Origin of the sequence: Pseudomonas sp. G166 (assembly GCF_037027455.2) — a bacterium.
Taxonomy (GTDB): Bacteria; Pseudomonadota; Gammaproteobacteria; order Pseudomonadales; family Pseudomonadaceae; genus Aquipseudomonas.
Window position 1 is genome coordinate 2,135,587 of the sequence record NZ_CP146985.1, and the last position, 14,392, is coordinate 2,149,978.

17 protein-coding genes and 1 pseudogene are annotated in these 14,392 nt (G+C 58.1%); 8 read left to right on the top strand and 10 right to left on the bottom strand.

Annotation, left to right across the window (positions count from 1 at the left end):
* Positions 1-76: 76 nt before the first annotated feature.
* Both SGN16_RS09550 and SGN16_RS09555 read right to left on the bottom strand, forming a co-directional pair.
* Positions 77-1,429: a heavy metal sensor histidine kinase gene (locus tag SGN16_RS09550; RefSeq protein ID WP_335944861.1), complete on the bottom strand. Its 1,353-nt coding sequence runs from the start codon at positions 1,427-1,429 to the stop codon at positions 77-79.
* On the bottom strand, positions 1,426-2,106 hold the full coding sequence (locus tag SGN16_RS09555; RefSeq protein WP_025212766.1) for a heavy metal response regulator transcription factor: 681 nt from the start codon (positions 2,104-2,106) through the stop codon (positions 1,426-1,428). The genes SGN16_RS09550 and SGN16_RS09555 overlap by 4 nt, the downstream gene beginning before the upstream one ends.
* Before the next feature lie 152 nt (positions 2,107-2,258).
* On the opposite strand from SGN16_RS09555, the gene SGN16_RS09560 reads away from it, so the two are divergent.
* Both SGN16_RS09560 and queF read left to right on the top strand, forming a co-directional pair.
* Positions 2,259-2,780 (top strand): cupredoxin family protein, encoded by a 522-nt coding sequence (locus SGN16_RS09560; protein WP_210643690.1) that lies wholly within the window; start codon positions 2,259-2,261, stop codon positions 2,778-2,780.
* Between the two features lie 61 nt (positions 2,781-2,841).
* Positions 2,842-3,672, top strand: coding sequence for an NADPH-dependent 7-cyano-7-deazaguanine reductase QueF (gene queF / locus SGN16_RS09565; protein WP_210643691.1), 831 nt, complete (start codon positions 2,842-2,844; stop codon positions 3,670-3,672).
* 95 nt (positions 3,673-3,767) lie between these two features.
* Here queF and SGN16_RS09570 read toward each other — a convergent pair whose 3' ends face one another.
* Entirely contained in the window at positions 3,768-4,031 is a 264-nt protein-coding gene (locus SGN16_RS09570) for a DUF4404 family protein (RefSeq protein ID WP_210643692.1), read from the bottom strand.
* 109 nt (positions 4,032-4,140) lie between these two features.
* Positions 4,141-4,761: an HAD family phosphatase gene (locus SGN16_RS09575; protein WP_210643693.1), complete on the bottom strand. Its 621-nt coding sequence runs from the start codon at positions 4,759-4,761 to the stop codon at positions 4,141-4,143.
* A 202-nt stretch (positions 4,762-4,963) separates the two neighbouring features.
* Here SGN16_RS09575 and SGN16_RS09580 point away from each other — a divergent pair, with 202 nt between their 5' ends.
* From SGN16_RS09580 to rssC, 3 genes are all read left to right on the top strand, one after another.
* Positions 4,964-5,653, top strand: a complete 690-nt coding sequence (locus tag SGN16_RS09580; RefSeq protein WP_210643694.1) for a VacJ family lipoprotein — start codon at positions 4,964-4,966, stop codon at positions 5,651-5,653.
* A 333-nt stretch (positions 5,654-5,986) separates the two neighbouring features.
* A complete protein-coding gene (rssB, locus tag SGN16_RS09585; RefSeq protein WP_210643695.1) occupies positions 5,987-7,168 on the top strand; it encodes a two-component system response regulator RssB in 1,182 nt (393 codons plus the stop codon).
* Entirely contained in the window at positions 7,168-7,650 is a 483-nt protein-coding gene (rssC, locus tag SGN16_RS09590; RefSeq protein ID WP_134923527.1) for an anti-sigma factor antagonist RssC, read from the top strand. Before rssB ends, rssC begins: the two co-directional genes overlap by 1 nt.
* A gap of 146 nt (positions 7,651-7,796) precedes the next feature.
* Here rssC and tal read toward each other — a convergent pair whose 3' ends face one another.
* The 6 genes and pseudogenes from tal to SGN16_RS09620 form a co-directional block, all read right to left on the bottom strand.
* A complete protein-coding gene (gene tal, locus SGN16_RS09595) occupies positions 7,797-8,723 on the bottom strand; it encodes a transaldolase (RefSeq protein WP_210643696.1) in 927 nt (308 codons plus the stop codon).
* Positions 8,724-8,901: 178 nt separating this feature from the next.
* A complete protein-coding gene (gene dusA, locus SGN16_RS09600; RefSeq protein ID WP_335944860.1) occupies positions 8,902-9,897 on the bottom strand; it encodes a tRNA dihydrouridine(20/20a) synthase DusA in 996 nt (331 codons plus the stop codon).
* Positions 9,898-10,006: 109 nt separating this feature from the next.
* Positions 10,007-10,678 (bottom strand): metallophosphoesterase, encoded by a 672-nt coding sequence (locus SGN16_RS09605; protein WP_335944859.1) that lies wholly within the window; start codon positions 10,676-10,678, stop codon positions 10,007-10,009.
* Positions 10,679-10,822: 144 nt separating this feature from the next.
* Positions 10,823-11,422: a putative adenosine monophosphate-protein transferase Fic gene (locus SGN16_RS09610; RefSeq protein WP_335944858.1), complete on the bottom strand. Its 600-nt coding sequence runs from the start codon at positions 11,420-11,422 to the stop codon at positions 10,823-10,825.
* Positions 11,422-11,592, bottom strand: a complete 171-nt coding sequence (locus tag SGN16_RS09615) for a YhfG family protein (RefSeq protein ID WP_335944857.1) — start codon at positions 11,590-11,592, stop codon at positions 11,422-11,424. Before SGN16_RS09615 ends, SGN16_RS09610 begins: the two co-directional genes overlap by 1 nt.
* 136 nt (positions 11,593-11,728) lie before the next feature.
* Positions 11,729-11,911 (bottom strand): annotated as a pseudogene (locus SGN16_RS09620) (BrnA antitoxin family protein); the annotation flags it as partial.
* Positions 11,912-12,573: 662 nt separating this feature from the next.
* On the opposite strand from SGN16_RS09620, the gene SGN16_RS09625 reads away from it, so the two are divergent.
* The 3 genes from SGN16_RS09625 to SGN16_RS09635 all read left to right on the top strand — a co-directional run bounded on the left by SGN16_RS09625 (position 12,574) and on the right by SGN16_RS09635 (position 14,389).
* Positions 12,574-12,849: a hypothetical protein gene (locus tag SGN16_RS09625; protein ID WP_103308880.1), complete on the top strand. Its 276-nt coding sequence runs from the start codon at positions 12,574-12,576 to the stop codon at positions 12,847-12,849.
* 381 nt (positions 12,850-13,230) lie between these two features.
* Complete coding sequence (locus SGN16_RS09630) at positions 13,231-13,518, top strand: metal-sensing transcriptional repressor (RefSeq protein WP_335944856.1); 288 nt, start codon at positions 13,231-13,233, stop codon at positions 13,516-13,518.
* A 7-nt stretch (positions 13,519-13,525) separates the two neighbouring features.
* The gene (locus tag SGN16_RS09635) at positions 13,526-14,389 is read left to right on the top strand and encodes a nickel/cobalt efflux protein RcnA (RefSeq protein ID WP_335944855.1); all 864 of its coding nucleotides are present in this window, start codon (positions 13,526-13,528) and stop codon (positions 14,387-14,389) included.
* Positions 14,390-14,392: the final 3 nt, after the last annotated feature.

Below are 14,392 nucleotides of genomic sequence, written 5' to 3' on the forward strand. Positions count from 1 at the left end.
TGCAAGCTCTCTGGCAAGTGGCGATTGCCCCTGTGGCGAGGGAGCTTGCTTCCTCGCCACAGGGGCTTGTGTCGCCTTAATCCCCCTTCGGCAACTCGATCAGGAAACGCGTCCAGCCATCGGCCGAGTCACAGCGAATCTGGCCGCCATGGGCGCGGATGATCGAGCGAGTGATGGCCAGCCCCAACCCGGCGTGTTCGCTGCTGCCCTCCTGGCGGGCTGGGTCGGCGCGGTAGAAACGGTTGAACAGGCGCGGCAACAAGTCTGCCGGAATCCCTTCGCCACTGTTTTCCACGCTTACGCTCACCATGTGAGCCTCATCGACAATTCGTACCCACACTTCGCCGCCAATGGGGGTGAAGCGCAAGGCGTTGTCCAGCAGGTTGGAGAGCGCCCGACGCAACATGTTGCGGTCACCCTCGATGCGACCGTCGCCCTCGCGGCTCAAACGGACATTGGCGTCTTCGGCCAGGGGGGCGAAGAAGTCCAGCAGCACGTCCACTTCCTTGGCCAATTGCAGCGGCTCGCGGTTGGGCGTCAACAAGCCATGGTCGGCCTTGGCCAGGTACAGCATGTCGTTGACCAGTTGTGCCATCCATTGCAGTTCTTCGAGATTGCTGTGCAGCGCCTCGCGATAATCCTCTAGCGAACGCTCGCGGGTGAGGGTGACCTGGGTGTGGGTCAGCAGGTTCGACAGCGGTGTGCGCAGCTCATGGGCGATGTCGGCGGAGAACGCCGAGAGTCGTTGAAACGCATCGTCGAGACGTCCGAGCATGGCGTTGATGCTGTGGGCCAATTCCGCCAGCTCTGCGGGCATTTGCTCTTCAGGTAGTCGGGCGTTGAGGGAGCGGGCCGAGACATTGCCGGCAATGGCGCCCATGCGTCGCAGGGGGCGCAGCGCGCGGCGGGCGGCCCAGGCGCCGAGCAGGGCGGTGGCCAGGGCCGAGAGGCCGACGGTCAGCCAGATCAGGTGCTGCATGCGTTGCAGGAAGTGTTGGTGGTGGGTGATGTCCAGCAGCAGCGTCAGTTGCGGCGAATTGGGCTGGTCGGGATACAGCGGTGCGTTCAACACGCGGTAATCGGTGTCGCCATCGCTGAGGGTCGACAGACCGGCTCGCTCCGGTAATTGCGCCGGAATCCGAATCGAACTGTCATACCAGCGCGCCCCATCGCTGCCTTTGATGCGCAAGGCCAGGTCGGCTTGACGGCTCAGTTCATCCTCCAGGCGGATCTGGGTCTGTTCGGCGTCGAGATCCTGCAGGGCACGGCGCAGGCCGATCAGCTTGCCTTCCAGCAGTTGCTGGTCCAGCTCGACAAAATGAGCTTCGCTGCCGCGGCTGAACAACACCCCGGCAAACAACGACACCACGGCGGTGCAGGCGGCGAATAGCAGCGCCAGGCGACTGCTCAGCGACCACTGGCCCCTCACAGGCTGCGCTCTTCAAGGACATACCCCATGCCCCGCACGGTGTGGATCAGCTTGCTGGGGAAGTCATCGTCAATCTTGATTCGCAGGCGCCGTATCGCGACTTCGATGACATTGGTATCGCTGTCGAAATTCATGTCCCAGACCTGGGAGGCGATCAGGGATTTGGGCAGTACTTCGCCCTGGCGACGCAGGAGCATTTCCAACAAGGCGAACTCCTTGGCGGTGAGGTCGATGCGCCTACCGCTGCGTTCGACGCGGCGGCGGATCAGGTCCAGGCGCAAGTCGGCCAGTTGCAGGCTGGTTTCCTGGGGCGTCGAGCTGCCCCGGCGCAACAGGCTTCGCACCCGCGCCAGCAATTCGGAAAAAGCGAAGGGTTTGACCAGGTAATCATCGGCACCCAGCTCCAGGCCATGCACCCGATCCTGGACCGCATCCCGTGCTGTGAGGAACAGCACCGGTGTATCCAGGCCGGCGCCACGTACGGCTTGCAGAATCTGCCAGCCATCGCGGCCGGGCAACATGACGTCGAGGATCAGTAACGCATATTCCCCGCTCAGGGCCAGTTGTTGGCCGGTGATGCCGTCGGCCACCAGGTCGGCATTGAACCCGGCTTCGCTCAGGCCCTGGCGCAGGTATTGGCCAGTCTTGGTTTGGTCTTCGACGATCAGCAATTTCATGGGCAGCTCAAGGCATGGTTTGAACGTGGGCGTTATACCGTGGCGGGCGGGGTCGTGGCGCAAGCTGACAAAGTTGTAATCAAGATGTCAGCCGACTGGCAGCTGCACACCGATAGAGTTCCCCACAAGCCGAATCTGATAGGAGTATGGACATGTTGATGGGAAACCGCTTGATCCTGGCCGCTTTTGCACTGGTGCTGAGTACGCCGACCTGGGCGTCGCCGGGCCATTTTGATTTCGGCCAGCCAGCACCGGCGGCCAAGGCCGGTCGTAGTATCGATGTGGTAATGGGGGACATGACGTTCGATCCCGCTGCGCTTGATATCAAGGCCGGGGAGACGGTTCGGTTCGTGCTGATCAATAAAGGGCAGTTGCTCCACGAATTCAATTTGGGCGACGCCGCGATGCACGTCGAGCATCAGCAGGAAATGCTCAAGATGCAACAGAGTGGGCAACTGATGCCGATGGCGATGAAGCCGGGGATGGATCATGCTGCCATGGGACACGGCCAGGCCGACATGCGCCACGACGACCCCAATAGTGTGCTGGTGGAGCCGGGCAAGACCGCCGAACTGACCTGGACATTCACCAAGGCCACGCGCCTGGAATTCGCCTGTAATGTCCCCGGCCATTACCAGGCCGGGATGAAGGGTGAGCTGACAGTCAGTCAGTAAGCACTCAAAGGCTGCGGCAAAGGCTGGTAGAATCGACTGATTCTTCAGTCAGGTTTCCGCCATGCATCCCGCAGCCGAACATTCGCCGCTGGGCAAATCCAGCGAATACATTGCCACGTACACGCCTTCACTGCTGTTTCCGATCCCGCGCACCGCGAAATGGGCGGAGCTGGGCCTTACGGCCGAGACCCTGCCGTACAAGGGCGTGGATTTCTGGAATTGCTTCGAACTGTCGTGGCTGTTGCCGTCCGGCAAGCCAGTGGTCGCCATTGGTGAATTCGCGATCCCGGCGGATTCGCCGAACATCATCGAATCCAAATCCTTCAAGCTGTACCTCAATTCCCTGAACCAGACCCCGTTCGCCGATATCGCGAGCCTGGAAGCGACCCTGCGCCAGGACTTGTCGACCGCCGCCGGCAAACCGGTGGGCGTGCGAATTCGCAGTCTCAAGGATGTGGAAAGCGAAGGCATCGTGGCGCTGCCGGGTACGTGCATCGACGATTTAGACATCAGCGTCGACTCTTACGCGCACCCACGCCCGGAACTGCTGCGCTGCGATGATTCGCGCATTGTCGAGGAAAGCCTGCACAGCCATCTGCTCAAGTCCAACTGCCCGGTGACCAGCCAGCCGGACTGGGGCAGCGTGGCGGTGCAATATCGGGGTGCGGCCCTGGACCATGCCAGTTTGCTGGCCTATATCGTCAGTTTCCGCCAGCATTCGGATTTCCATGAGCAGTGCGTGGAGCGGATCTTTCTCGACTTGCAACGCTTGCTAAAGCCGGAGAAGTTGACGGTATATGCGCGGTATGTGCGCCGTGGCGGGTTGGACATCAACCCGTATCGCAGTACTGAAACGGTGCAGTTGCCAAATCACCGTTTGGTCCGCCAATGAGTGTCTAATGTGGGAGCGAGCAAGGGATTGCATTTCAGATTGCCGACATTAAAAAGCCCCGCTATCGACAGCGGGGCTTTTCGCATCTGACGGGTTCAGATCCCCATATTGCCCAAGGCTTGCACGATATTGCGCAAGGTCCCGGCAAGGGTGGGGTGCTCCACTTCGAAGCGTTCGACAGCCAGGTTCACATTGTCGGCCAGGTTGTTGTCCGGTGTTTTGGTTTCCAGCTCAAGTTCAAATTCGATCTGTTTCATCAGCGCGTGCAGGTCTTCGCGCTCGACTTCGGAAAGTGGTGGATTCTGTTCCAATTGCTCGCGCAGGTTATTGAGCTGTTCTTGCAGTTCGCGGGCAGGCATTGGCGTACTCCCTTTATTGATAGGCACAGCCATGGACCGCGACGGCTGGTCAAAAGTCCATGGCTTGCCTTAAGAGTAATCCACCCTCACGCACCCTGCATGATCCCGGTCATGGCTTCTCGCCTTTGAGTCGACGCAGGCTGATATCCGCCAGGCAAGTGTCGAGTTCGCCCAGGTGATCGATGACCGAATGCACCCCGAGGCCGAACAATTGCACGGTGGCCTTGGCGCGCTTGGTTTCTCGCTCCTGTTGGCTCAGCGCTTGCCATTCATCTGGCGTCAGGCCACACAGCGAGCCGCAGGACGCCAGCCCGATCGTCCACAAACCGGCGTTGAGCCCCGACTGCAACAGCCTGGGTTCGCCACTGACCAACACGCAGCCGTCCAATTGCTGGACGTTCAGCGCCATCAAGGCCTGCCAGCAGGCATGCGGCGCCGGCCACGGATAATTTGTTGCTGGAAGTTGCGGCGGCTTGATCCACGTTGGCAACGAGGCTGCCAAGGTATGACTGACGGCGGGTGGCAACTCGTCGAGCCAGGCGCAGGGGATTTCCTGGTGCTGCAAGTGAAGCAAGCTTTCAACGGCGCCAGGCGTCGGCTGCGCGTGCTCGAGCGGCGCAGCCCCAGGCTGGCGAATGCGTGCCCCGAAATCCACCAGGCATCCACTCAGGCCAAACAGTACGGCGGTCAGGCTCGGAGCGGGGAGGGGCAGGGTTTCGGCGCGGGGCATGGGAACGTCCTTGAAATAACCGGCAGCCTAACGTGCATCAGTGACAGTCCAGTGACAGTGACATGAAGGCGCCCGCTCGCGGAAACGTCCTACGGCTCGCTTCTTTTTTCGGTGCTGCCTATCCAAGCGTTCCGCCTTATACTAACCACCTTACCGCCTGGGCTCGGCGCCCTTGCCTGATTAATCCAAGGAGTTCTCCCTTATGCGCTGGAGCCATCGTCTAGCTCAGCTGTGTTTATCTACCAGCGTCCTGCTGGTTCCGTTCGCTGCCCAGGCCGCCACGGAAGAAGACCCTTGGGAAAGCATCAACCGTCCGATCTTTACCTTTAACGACACTCTTGATACCTATGCGCTCAAGCCATTGGCCCAGGGTTATCAGTATGTGACGCCGCAATTTCTCGAAGACGGCATCCATAATATGTTCCGCAACATCGGTGACGTGGGCAACCTGGCCAACAACGTGCTACAGGCCAAGCCGGCCGCCGCCGGAGTCGACACGGCTCGCTTGATCTTCAACACCACCTTCGGCTTGCTGGGCTTCTTCGATGTGGGCACCAAAATGGGCTTGCAGCGTAGCGATGAAGATTTTGGCCAGACCCTGGGCTATTGGGGCGTAGGCAGCGGTCCGTATGTGATGCTGCCAGTGTTGGGTCCAAGCACCGTGCGTGACGCGCCGGCCAAGCTGGTCGATGACTACACGGCCCCGTATCGCTATATCGATAACGTTTCGGTGCGTAACTCAATTCGCGGCCTGAACGTCGTCGATACCCGCGCCAGCCTGCTGTCGGCCGAGAAGATGGTGAGCGGCGACAAGTATGTCTTTATCCGCAACGCCTACCTGCAAAACCGCGAGTTCAAGGTCAAGGATGGCCAGGTTGAAGACGATTTCTGATTTCGTCTCATAAATCTGGAAGGCGGCCCGAAAGGCCGCCTTCTGTGCTTTGGAGCGGGTTTGATCCTTCCATTGAGTTACGCTTCGCTCGGTTCTTATAACTCTCTGTACTTTGACAAATAAAGACGGCAAGCGGCTATCTGCCTGAGCTTGAAACGCCCCGCGGATGGGAGTACCGTCTGCGCCTTAGAAGGGCACCTCTGATGTAGCTGTGTGTAGGGCATAGGCCTGAAGCCGGTACGACAGAGAGGCTAGAAAGCGAATCCAGTAGTGCGTGCCAGGCCAATTGCCTCAGCCCGCTACGCCAACCTAATTCTGGCGCCGTTTGCCCACATGCCAAAAACCAGTGCCACGCTGCTGATAATCGATGATGACGAAGTGGTGCGAGCCAGCCTCGCGGCCTACTTGGAAGACAGTGGTTTCAGCGTCCTGCAGGCCAGCAATGGCCAACAGGGTCTTCAGGTATTCGAGCAAGACAAGCCCGACCTGGTCATCTGCGACCTGCGCATGCCGCAGATGGGCGGACTCGAACTCATTCGCCAGGTCACCGAGATCTCCTCGCAGACCCCGGTGATCGTGGTTTCGGGCGCGGGCGTGATGAACGACGCGGTCGAGGCGTTGCGCCTGGGTGCGGCGGATTACCTGATCAAGCCCCTGGAAGACCTGGCTGTGCTCGAGCACTCGGTGCGCCGGGCCTTGGACCGTTCGCGCCTGTTGGTGGAAAACCAGCGTTATCGCGAAAAGCTCGAAACCGCCAACCGCGAACTGGAAGCCAGCCTGAACCTGTTGCAGGAAGACCAGAACGCCGGGCGCCAGGTGCAGATGAACATGCTGCCGGTCAGCCCCTGGACTGTCGACGGTTTCCGTTTTGCCCACCAGATCATCCCGTCGTTGTACCTGTCGGGAGACTTCGTGGACTATTTCCGGGTCGACGAGCGACGAGTTGCGTTCTACTTGGCCGACGTTTCCGGTCATGGCGCTTCCTCGGCGTTCGTGACGGTGTTGTTGAAGTTCATGACCACGCGCCTGCTGTTCGAATCCAAGCGCAATGGCACATTGCCGGAGTTCAAGCCATCAGAAGTCCTTGGGCATATCAACCGAGGCCTGATCAGTTGTAAGCTGGGCAAACACGTCACAATGGTCGGTGGAGTCATCGACGAGGAGACGGGTTTGTTGACCTATAGCATCGGCGGTCACCTGCCGTTGCCTGTGTTGTACACGCCAGACAGTGTTCGTTACCTGGAAGGGCGTGGTTTGCCAGTGGGCCTGTTCAACGAGGCCACCTATGAAGACCACGTGCTGGAACTGCCTCCGACATTCAGTTTGACGCTGATGTCTGATGGCATTTTGGACCTTTTGACGGAACCTACACTCAAAGAGAAAGAAGCGGCCTTGCCTGAACGGGTGAGCGCAGCGGGCGGCAGCCTGGAAGGCTTGCGTCAAGTGTTTGGATTAGCCACGCTCGGGGAGATGCCGGATGATATCGCCCTGTTAGTGTTGAGCAGGAACCTTTGATGAGTACTGGTAGAATCCAGTTCGCCGAGCAGGACGGCACCTTTGTCCTGAAGTTTGTCGGTGAAGTGCGCCTGACCCTGTGTTCGGCGTTGGATGCGACTATTGAGCGGATCTTCACAGCGCTGAATTTCAACGCCATCGTGATTGACCTGACCGAAACCCGTAGCATCGACAGCACTACGTTGGGCCTGCTGGCCAAGCTGTCGATCCTGTCGCGGCAGAAGGTCGGCTTGCTGCCGACCGTCGTCACCACCCACAACGACATTACCCGGCTGCTGCAGTCCATGGGCTTCGATCAGGTGTTCAACATCGTCGGCGATCCCGTGCCATGCCCTGAATGCCTGGACGACCTGCCTGACCAGGACCAGTCTGAAGAAGAAGTGCGGATCAAGGTGCTTGAAGCCCACAAGATCCTCATGGGGCTCAATGACTCCAATCGTGAAGCGTTTCATGACTTGGTGAATGCGCTGGAGCGGCCTTGAGCCTTGGGCTTTATGTAGGCTGCACCGGCCTCATCGCGAGCAAGCTCGCTATAGCGTTTGGCGAGCCGCCACATCGCTTAAGCCAAACCGCATAAAAAAAAGGGCGAACCCACCAAGGTTCGCCCTTTTCACATCCGTGAATCAGCTCAAAGCTTGGCTTGCAGCAACGCCTCCAGCTTCTCCTGGTCCCGGGCAAACTGACGAATACCTTCGGCCAGTTTCTCAGTCGCCATGGCGTCCTCGTTGGACAACCAGCGGAACTGCGCTTCATTGAGGTTCAAGCGTGCTTCCCCAGCTTGCCCTGGCGCCAGCTTGCGCTCCAGCTTGCCTTCGTCTGCGGCCAGTTTCTCCAGCAGTTCCGGGCTGACGGTCAAGCGGTCGCAGCCGGCCAGTTGTTCGATCTGGTTGAGGTTGCGGAAACTCGCACCCATGACCACGGTCTTGTAGTCATTGGCCTTGTAGTAGTTGTAGATGCGCGTTACCGACTGCACGCCCGGGTCATCGGCACCGGTGTAGTCGTTGCCATTGGCCTTTTTGTACCAGTCGTAGATTCGGCCCACGAACGGCGAAATCAGGAACACCCCGGCGTCGGCACAGGCCGCGGCCTGGGCGAAGGAGAACAGCAGGGTCAGGTTGCACTGGATGCCTTCACGCTCCAGCTTCTCGGCGGCGCGAATACCTTCCCAAGTGGAAGCAATCTTGATCAGCACGCGATCACGGCCAACGCCGGCCTTTTCGTACAGATCGATCAGACGATGCGCACGCTTCAACATGGCTTCGGTATCGAACGACAGGCGCGCATCCACTTCAGTGGAAATACGTCCCGGAATGACCTTCAGGATCTCTTGTCCAACCGCCACGCCGAAACGGTCGCTGGCCAAGCCTACATCACCCTTGCAGTCCGCGACGCAGGCGTTCAGCAGCTCGGCATAGCCTTGGATGGCCGAAGCCTTGAGCAGCAGGGAAGGGTTGGTGGTGGCATCCACGGGTTTAACGCGGGCGATGGCTTCGAAGTCGCCGGTATCGGCCACTACGGTAGTGAATTTTTTGAGTTGTTCCAGCTTGGAAGTCATGGGCGTGCTCTGTCCTATGGGTCTGTTGACATTACCCGAGGGCCGGCAGCCACTCAAGGGTGTGAAGAGGTATCAACGGCCCCGGCGGCAACAACCTGAAAACGGCTGTTTGAAAGGCCGGAGCGGGTATCGGTAAATACGATGCCAAAACCGGCCGCAGGTTCAAAGCAACTGACAGTCAGCGCCCTTCCAGCAACTGCCCCGCCTGATCCAGCAACGCCAACGGGTCCTTGGTCTTGTGAATATCCACCGACAACAACTGCCGAAACCGCCGTGCTCCCGGAAAACCGGTGCCCAGGCCGAGTACGTGACGGGTGATGTGATGCATCGCGCCCCCGGCGGCCAGATGATTGGCGATATAAGGCCGCAACTGCGCCAGGGCTTCGGCCCGCGTAATGATCGGCGCATTGCTGCCAAACAGTTGTTGATCCACCTCGGCCAGCAGATACGGATTGTGATATGCCTCGCGGCCCAACATCACGCCATCGAAGGTCTGCAAATGCTCATGGCACGCCTCCAGCGTCTTGATCCCGCCGTTGAGCACGATCTCCAACTCCGGAAAATCCGCCTTCAACCGCGCGGCCACGTCATAACGCAGCGGCGGGATGTCCCGATTTTCCTTCGGCGACAACCCCTCCAGAATCGCAATCCGCGCATGCACGGTAAAACTCGTGCACCCGGCCTCACGCACCGTTCCGACAAACTCACACAACTGCTCGTAACTGTCGCGCCCATTGATCCCGATCCGATGCTTGACCGTCACCGGAATCGACACCGCGTCACGCATGGCCTTCACACAATCGGCCACCAACCCCGGATGCCCCATCAGACACGCGCCGATCATGTTGTTCTGCACCCGGTCGCTGGGGCAGCCGACGTTGAGATTGACCTCGTCGTAGCCGTGCTCCTGGGCCATACGGGCGCAGGCGGCCAGGTCAGCGGGAACACTGCCGCCCAGTTGCAGGGCCAGCGGGTGTTCAGACTCGTGGTGGCGCAGGAAGCGTTCGTGGTCACCGTTGAGCAAGGCGCCGGTGGTGACCATTTCGGTGTAGAGCAGGGCGTTTTTGGAGAGGATGCGTAGGAAGAAACGGCAATGGGCGTCGGTCCAATCCATCATCGGCGCGACGGAGAAGCGTCGAGAGATGGGCTGAGGTGGAATTTTTTGTAGAGGCATGGGAGATCTGGGATGCAAATTGCGGAGGGGGCACAGTTTATCAGGTATGGGATAGAGTGAACGCGACTGATCTCGCGTTGGGGGGCAAAATAACAAACTGGGCCTTACGTCACTGGCTCATGCTTAAGCTAATAATGGTTTCGGTTTGAATTTCTACCAGGCTTAACGCACCATCAGAAAATGAGCAGCCGGTGTCGATATAGACAACATTGCCCAAGTGTATAACACCGGGTACTGAAGAGTGCCCTACATAGAGCCGGTCTATTCCTTTAATGGAAGTGTGATCTTGTTGCTCGATCTTCTCTCTTGCATACAGCGCAGTTTTCAAGGCTTGCCGCTGATGTTGCTCTCCAAAACTTCCAGTGATAGCGTCCTTGGCTTCCTGCCATCCATCGTTACTCCTGATGACAGGGGCTTCGGCATGGACTATTCCGATTGTTTGATCGCTTGATAAATTGATTTCAATGATCAGTGGGAGTGCTTGCAAGGCTTTCAAGAGTTCATGTTGGACGGGGGGTTGTAGCTCGTAGAGCCAGGCGCCACCGTTTCGGATATGTCGGGGTATGTCCCCTTGGCCGGAGATACAGTCAATAAGCATCTGCTCATGATTGCCACGCACGGCATGGAACCACGGCTTCTCGAGCCAGTTCAATACATCTATGGAGTCGGGGCCGCGGTCGATGAGGTCTCCCACGGAAAAAATACGATCCAGCTCAGTGTCGAAGTCTAGTTTGTCTAAGGCCGTTGTTAGAAGTTTGAAATGTCCATGAATGTCGCCCACTACAAAGTCGCGACCTTTTTTGTTGGGTGGGAAAGATCTCGTTCTGTACATTTTCAGTGCTTCAGCAGATGTTGATTGGCGGTGACTGTATCACTTGGCGAAATAAACAGTAAGCCGCTGAGCGGGGGGAATAACGTCGTACGGTCAAGCTTGAATCACCTGCCCAATACACTTCTCAAAAACCTGCTCCATAGGCTCCATGACGCCGTTATAAGCCGCGATATTGGCGTAGATCCACTCGTCCTTCTCAATCCCCCACCAACTGATTTCAAACCCGGCATTCATGATGAGGTGTTCAAACAGGATGCGTTGCGCACGGCCATTGCCTTCGCGGAAGGGGTGTACGACGTTGATGTCGGAATAGGCCTCTGCCACAGCAGCTATCAGCTCAGCTCGCTCCATGCCCTCGAACCAGTTTGCCGCAGCCATGACCATGAAGATCTTGCTGGCTTCTTTCTCCATGTATTCGGGTTGGCAAAAGCGGGTGGCTTGTTTGGACATGCCGACGGTGCGCAGTTCTCCGGCCCATTCGAACAGGTCAGAAAAGAGGATTCGATGAATGTTTTGAAGGTAGGCCAGGCTGTAGGGAGGAGGGCTGAATTCGACGTTGTCCGCTGCAATGGCCGAGAGCTGTTGTTCGGCTTCGCTCAGGGTCGGTTCGTCACGGATATCGAGTTTGTTGCGAAGGACGGTGGAGCCGGGATAGCAATAAGCGTCTTCACCGACTCCATATTTGTCAGCCATCAGGTTCTGGTCTGGGTGAAGGCCTTCAAGACCTCTTCACGCGTTGGCATTTTGCGTTCGCCGTCCGCAAGGGTCGTTTTGAAACCTTCCAGACGGAGGCTAGCCGCGTAGTTGGATCTACGCGTCCTGGCGGCATAGGCCTTTTTGGTTTCAAGGCTGACATTGCCCATGGGCTGGACCTCAAATCGCGCTGGTGGGCGGATTATAGCCGATCCTGTTGGCATGGCCTACGTCGCGCCTGGACGAATCAAGTTTGACTGTGCGGGGCTGCTTTCGGGCTGACTATTCCAGATTGTGAGCAGTCTTTGATAGCAGGCCTCGGCGCAGTAGATGGTTGATGACGGTTTGATATCCAGTGCCGGCACTTTCGGCGTACTCGCAAGCGGCCTTGATCACTTCATCATCAAGCATGATGGTTATGTGGGTTTTTCCTTCGCTGCTCGTAACGGGACCCCGCTTGGCCGTGCTGAAGTCGTATTCTTCTCTCATAAGCTATCCTTGGGTATTGCGCAGTTCATTTTTAAAGCTATTCGTGCGCCCATGGCTGCGCTTCACCGTACGATAGAATCTTTGATGATGCCAAAGCGTTGAGCACTCATTCGTTTCGAGATTTGTCCTTGTCACCCCTAGCTGCGCAGCTCAATCCATCTCCGGACACCCCATCGGAAATTTCCCTCAAACTGCGTCGCTCCCCGCTGACTATCCACCCAATTACCCCGTGAGCTAAGTTTTCTCCGTCGCTGCAAATTCAGCGAGAGGGTGTGGAAGCCCTCACGAAAACCTAGCGCGTTGCACCGCTAAATTAAAAAGCAGACGCTTTTCCTAGGTCTGCTGTTAAATTACGGCGGCTGTACGCGGGGCGCCTTCGGGTGCGCCGGGTCCTAGGTTCTCGGTCTTCCACACCCGCGTACAGCTGCCACCCACCAGGTGGAAGTGGTGAAGGCAGTTCCTTTACATAACCTAGGTACAAGCCAATGAAAAAGCTCACCCCCAACCCTCCGAAAACCACTGCCAATCCAAGGTGGCTTTCGTCTAGCGTCACCCAAGAATATCTCCTGCCAAATATCCGAATCTCGATCCCGGATTCGCTCCCTTTGCCAGCGGCATCCCAATCCGCCACTGACCTACCATCCCCGCAGGAGTAACCCCTCATGTCTCGCTACATGCCCATCACCGGTATCGAAAACAATTTCCACGCGCTCCTGATCGACACGGAAGCGCCGCTGGACGTGCTGCACGACACCGCCGCTTACCGCATCGCCGCCGTCACCCAGTTACTGGAAAACCTCGCCATGCGTTCCGACATCAGTACGGACGCGGTGGTACTCCATGATTTCGCCCAAGTGCTAGCGATCCCTCTGCGCGATGGGTGTGATTTGCTGGATGTGATTGGGCGGCGATTGCAGGCGCAGGTTCTGGCGTTGTAATGAAAGTGGGCGACCTCACGAGGTCGCCTGCATTGCCTTGCTCATCATCGTGTGCAGCCTGGAACCCCGTGGGAGCGAGCCTGCTCGCGATAGCGGTGGGTCAGTTGATGGAGATGTTGGATGTGCTGCCGCTATCGCGAGCAAGCTCGCTCCCACAGTTTTTCCGAGTTGTTCATAGATATTACGTTCACATCAAATCCCCTGTGGGAGCGAGCTTGCTCGCGATAGCGGTGGGTCAGTTGATGAAAATGTCGGATGTGCTGCCATCATCGCGAGCAGGCTCGCTCCCACAGCTTAGTCAACGTTTCGATGGGTTTGCTTATATCCTCCCAGGGGGGATAGGATGGCGGCGTTAATTCACCGAAATCCAGGGCTCAAGTCATGAGTGCGCACGACCACGAACATCCCCACCAAAGCCATGCTGCGATCATCAAGCGTCTCAAGCGCGCGGACGGCCATTTGCGCAGCATTATCACGATGATTGAAGAGGGGCGTGAGTGCGTGGATATCGCCCAGCAGTTGCATGCGGTGGAAAAAGCGGTGTGCCAGGCCAAGCGCACATTGATCCAGGATCACATCGATCACTGTCTGGAGGACACTGTTTCGTCGATGAATAAAGGCGAGCGCGCGCCCCTGGAAGCTTTCAAACAAATCACCAAGTACCTCTAGGCCCGGCATGCCCAATTTTGCTGAATTGCTGCAACAGGGGGGCGCTCACGCCTGGCTGTATTTTCCCAGCGCTATCTTGCTGGGCGCCTTGCATGGCCTGGAGCCTGGCCATTCAAAAACCATGATGGCGGCGTTTATCGTGGCCATCCGTGGCTCGGTAAAACAAGCGGTTTTGCTGGGCTTGGCAGCTACGCTTTCCCACACGGCCGTGGTGTGGCTGGTCGCCATCGGTGGCATGTACCTCGGCCAAGGGTTGGATGCCAAGACCACCGAACCCTATTTCCAACTGGCATCTTCCGGGCTGATCATCGCAATCGCGCTGTGGATGTTGTGGCGTACCTGGCGTGGCGAGCAGGTGTTCAAGTCCGAGCATCGCCATGACCATGACCATCACGAGCATCACGAGCATCACGAGCATCACGAGCATCACGAGCATCACGAGCATCACGACCATCACGAGCAGCAAGACCTGGCGCCGTCCCTCGATGGCTATCAGGATGCCCATGAAAGGGCGCACGCCAACGATATCCGTAAGCGCTTCACCAATCGGGAGGTCACCACGGGCCAGATCGTCGTGTTCGGCCTGACAGGCGGTTTGATTCCTTGCCCGGCGGCCATTACCGTCTTGCTGCTGTGCCTTCAGGTCAAGGAGGTCGCGCTGGGCGGCATGCTGGTGCTGAGCTTCAGTATCGGCTTGGCAATCACCCTCGTGACCGTGGGCGCTGCTGCGGCCATAGGGGCAAGGCAGGCCTCCAACCGCTGGCCTTGGTTGAGCAGTGTTGCGCGGCGCGCACCTTACCTGTCCAGCGTGTTGATCATAGGTGTTGGTTTGTACGTCGGTATCCACGGCTGGAACGGTTTGAACGCGTAGCCT

Bases quoted from the DNA above. Each gene is read 5' to 3' on its own strand.
- SGN16_RS09615 (WP_335944857.1), bottom strand. From the start codon at position 11,592: ATGGGCAATGTCAGCCTTGAAACCAAAAAGGCCTATGCCGCCAGGACG.
- dusA (WP_335944860.1), bottom strand. From the start codon at position 9,897: ATGCCTCTACAAAAAATTCCACCTCAGCCCATCTCTCGACGCTTCTCC.
- rssC (WP_134923527.1), top strand. From the start codon at position 7,168: ATGAGTACTGGTAGAATCCAGTTCGCCGAGCAGGACGGCACCTTTGTC.
- SGN16_RS09630 (WP_335944856.1), top strand. From the start codon at position 13,231: ATGAGTGCGCACGACCACGAACATCCCCACCAAAGCCATGCTGCGATC.
- SGN16_RS09560 (WP_210643690.1), top strand. From the start codon at position 2,259: ATGTTGATGGGAAACCGCTTGATCCTGGCCGCTTTTGCACTGGTGCTG.
- SGN16_RS09570 (WP_210643692.1), bottom strand. From the start codon at position 4,031: ATGCCTGCCCGCGAACTGCAAGAACAGCTCAATAACCTGCGCGAGCAA.
- SGN16_RS09610 (WP_335944858.1), bottom strand. From the start codon at position 11,422: ATGGCTGACAAATATGGAGTCGGTGAAGACGCTTATTGCTATCCCGGC.
- SGN16_RS09635 (WP_335944855.1), top strand. From the start codon at position 13,526: ATGCCCAATTTTGCTGAATTGCTGCAACAGGGGGGCGCTCACGCCTGG.
- SGN16_RS09575 (WP_210643693.1), bottom strand. From the start codon at position 4,761: ATGCCCCGCGCCGAAACCCTGCCCCTCCCCGCTCCGAGCCTGACCGCC.
- rssB (WP_210643695.1), top strand. From the start codon at position 5,987: ATGCCAAAAACCAGTGCCACGCTGCTGATAATCGATGATGACGAAGTG.
- SGN16_RS09580 (WP_210643694.1), top strand. From the start codon at position 4,964: ATGCGCTGGAGCCATCGTCTAGCTCAGCTGTGTTTATCTACCAGCGTC.
- tal (WP_210643696.1), bottom strand. From the start codon at position 8,723: ATGACTTCCAAGCTGGAACAACTCAAAAAATTCACTACCGTAGTGGCC.
- SGN16_RS09625 (WP_103308880.1), top strand. From the start codon at position 12,574: ATGTCTCGCTACATGCCCATCACCGGTATCGAAAACAATTTCCACGCG.
- SGN16_RS09555 (WP_025212766.1), bottom strand. From the start codon at position 2,106: ATGAAATTGCTGATCGTCGAAGACCAAACCAAGACTGGCCAATACCTG.
- queF (WP_210643691.1), top strand. From the start codon at position 2,842: ATGCATCCCGCAGCCGAACATTCGCCGCTGGGCAAATCCAGCGAATAC.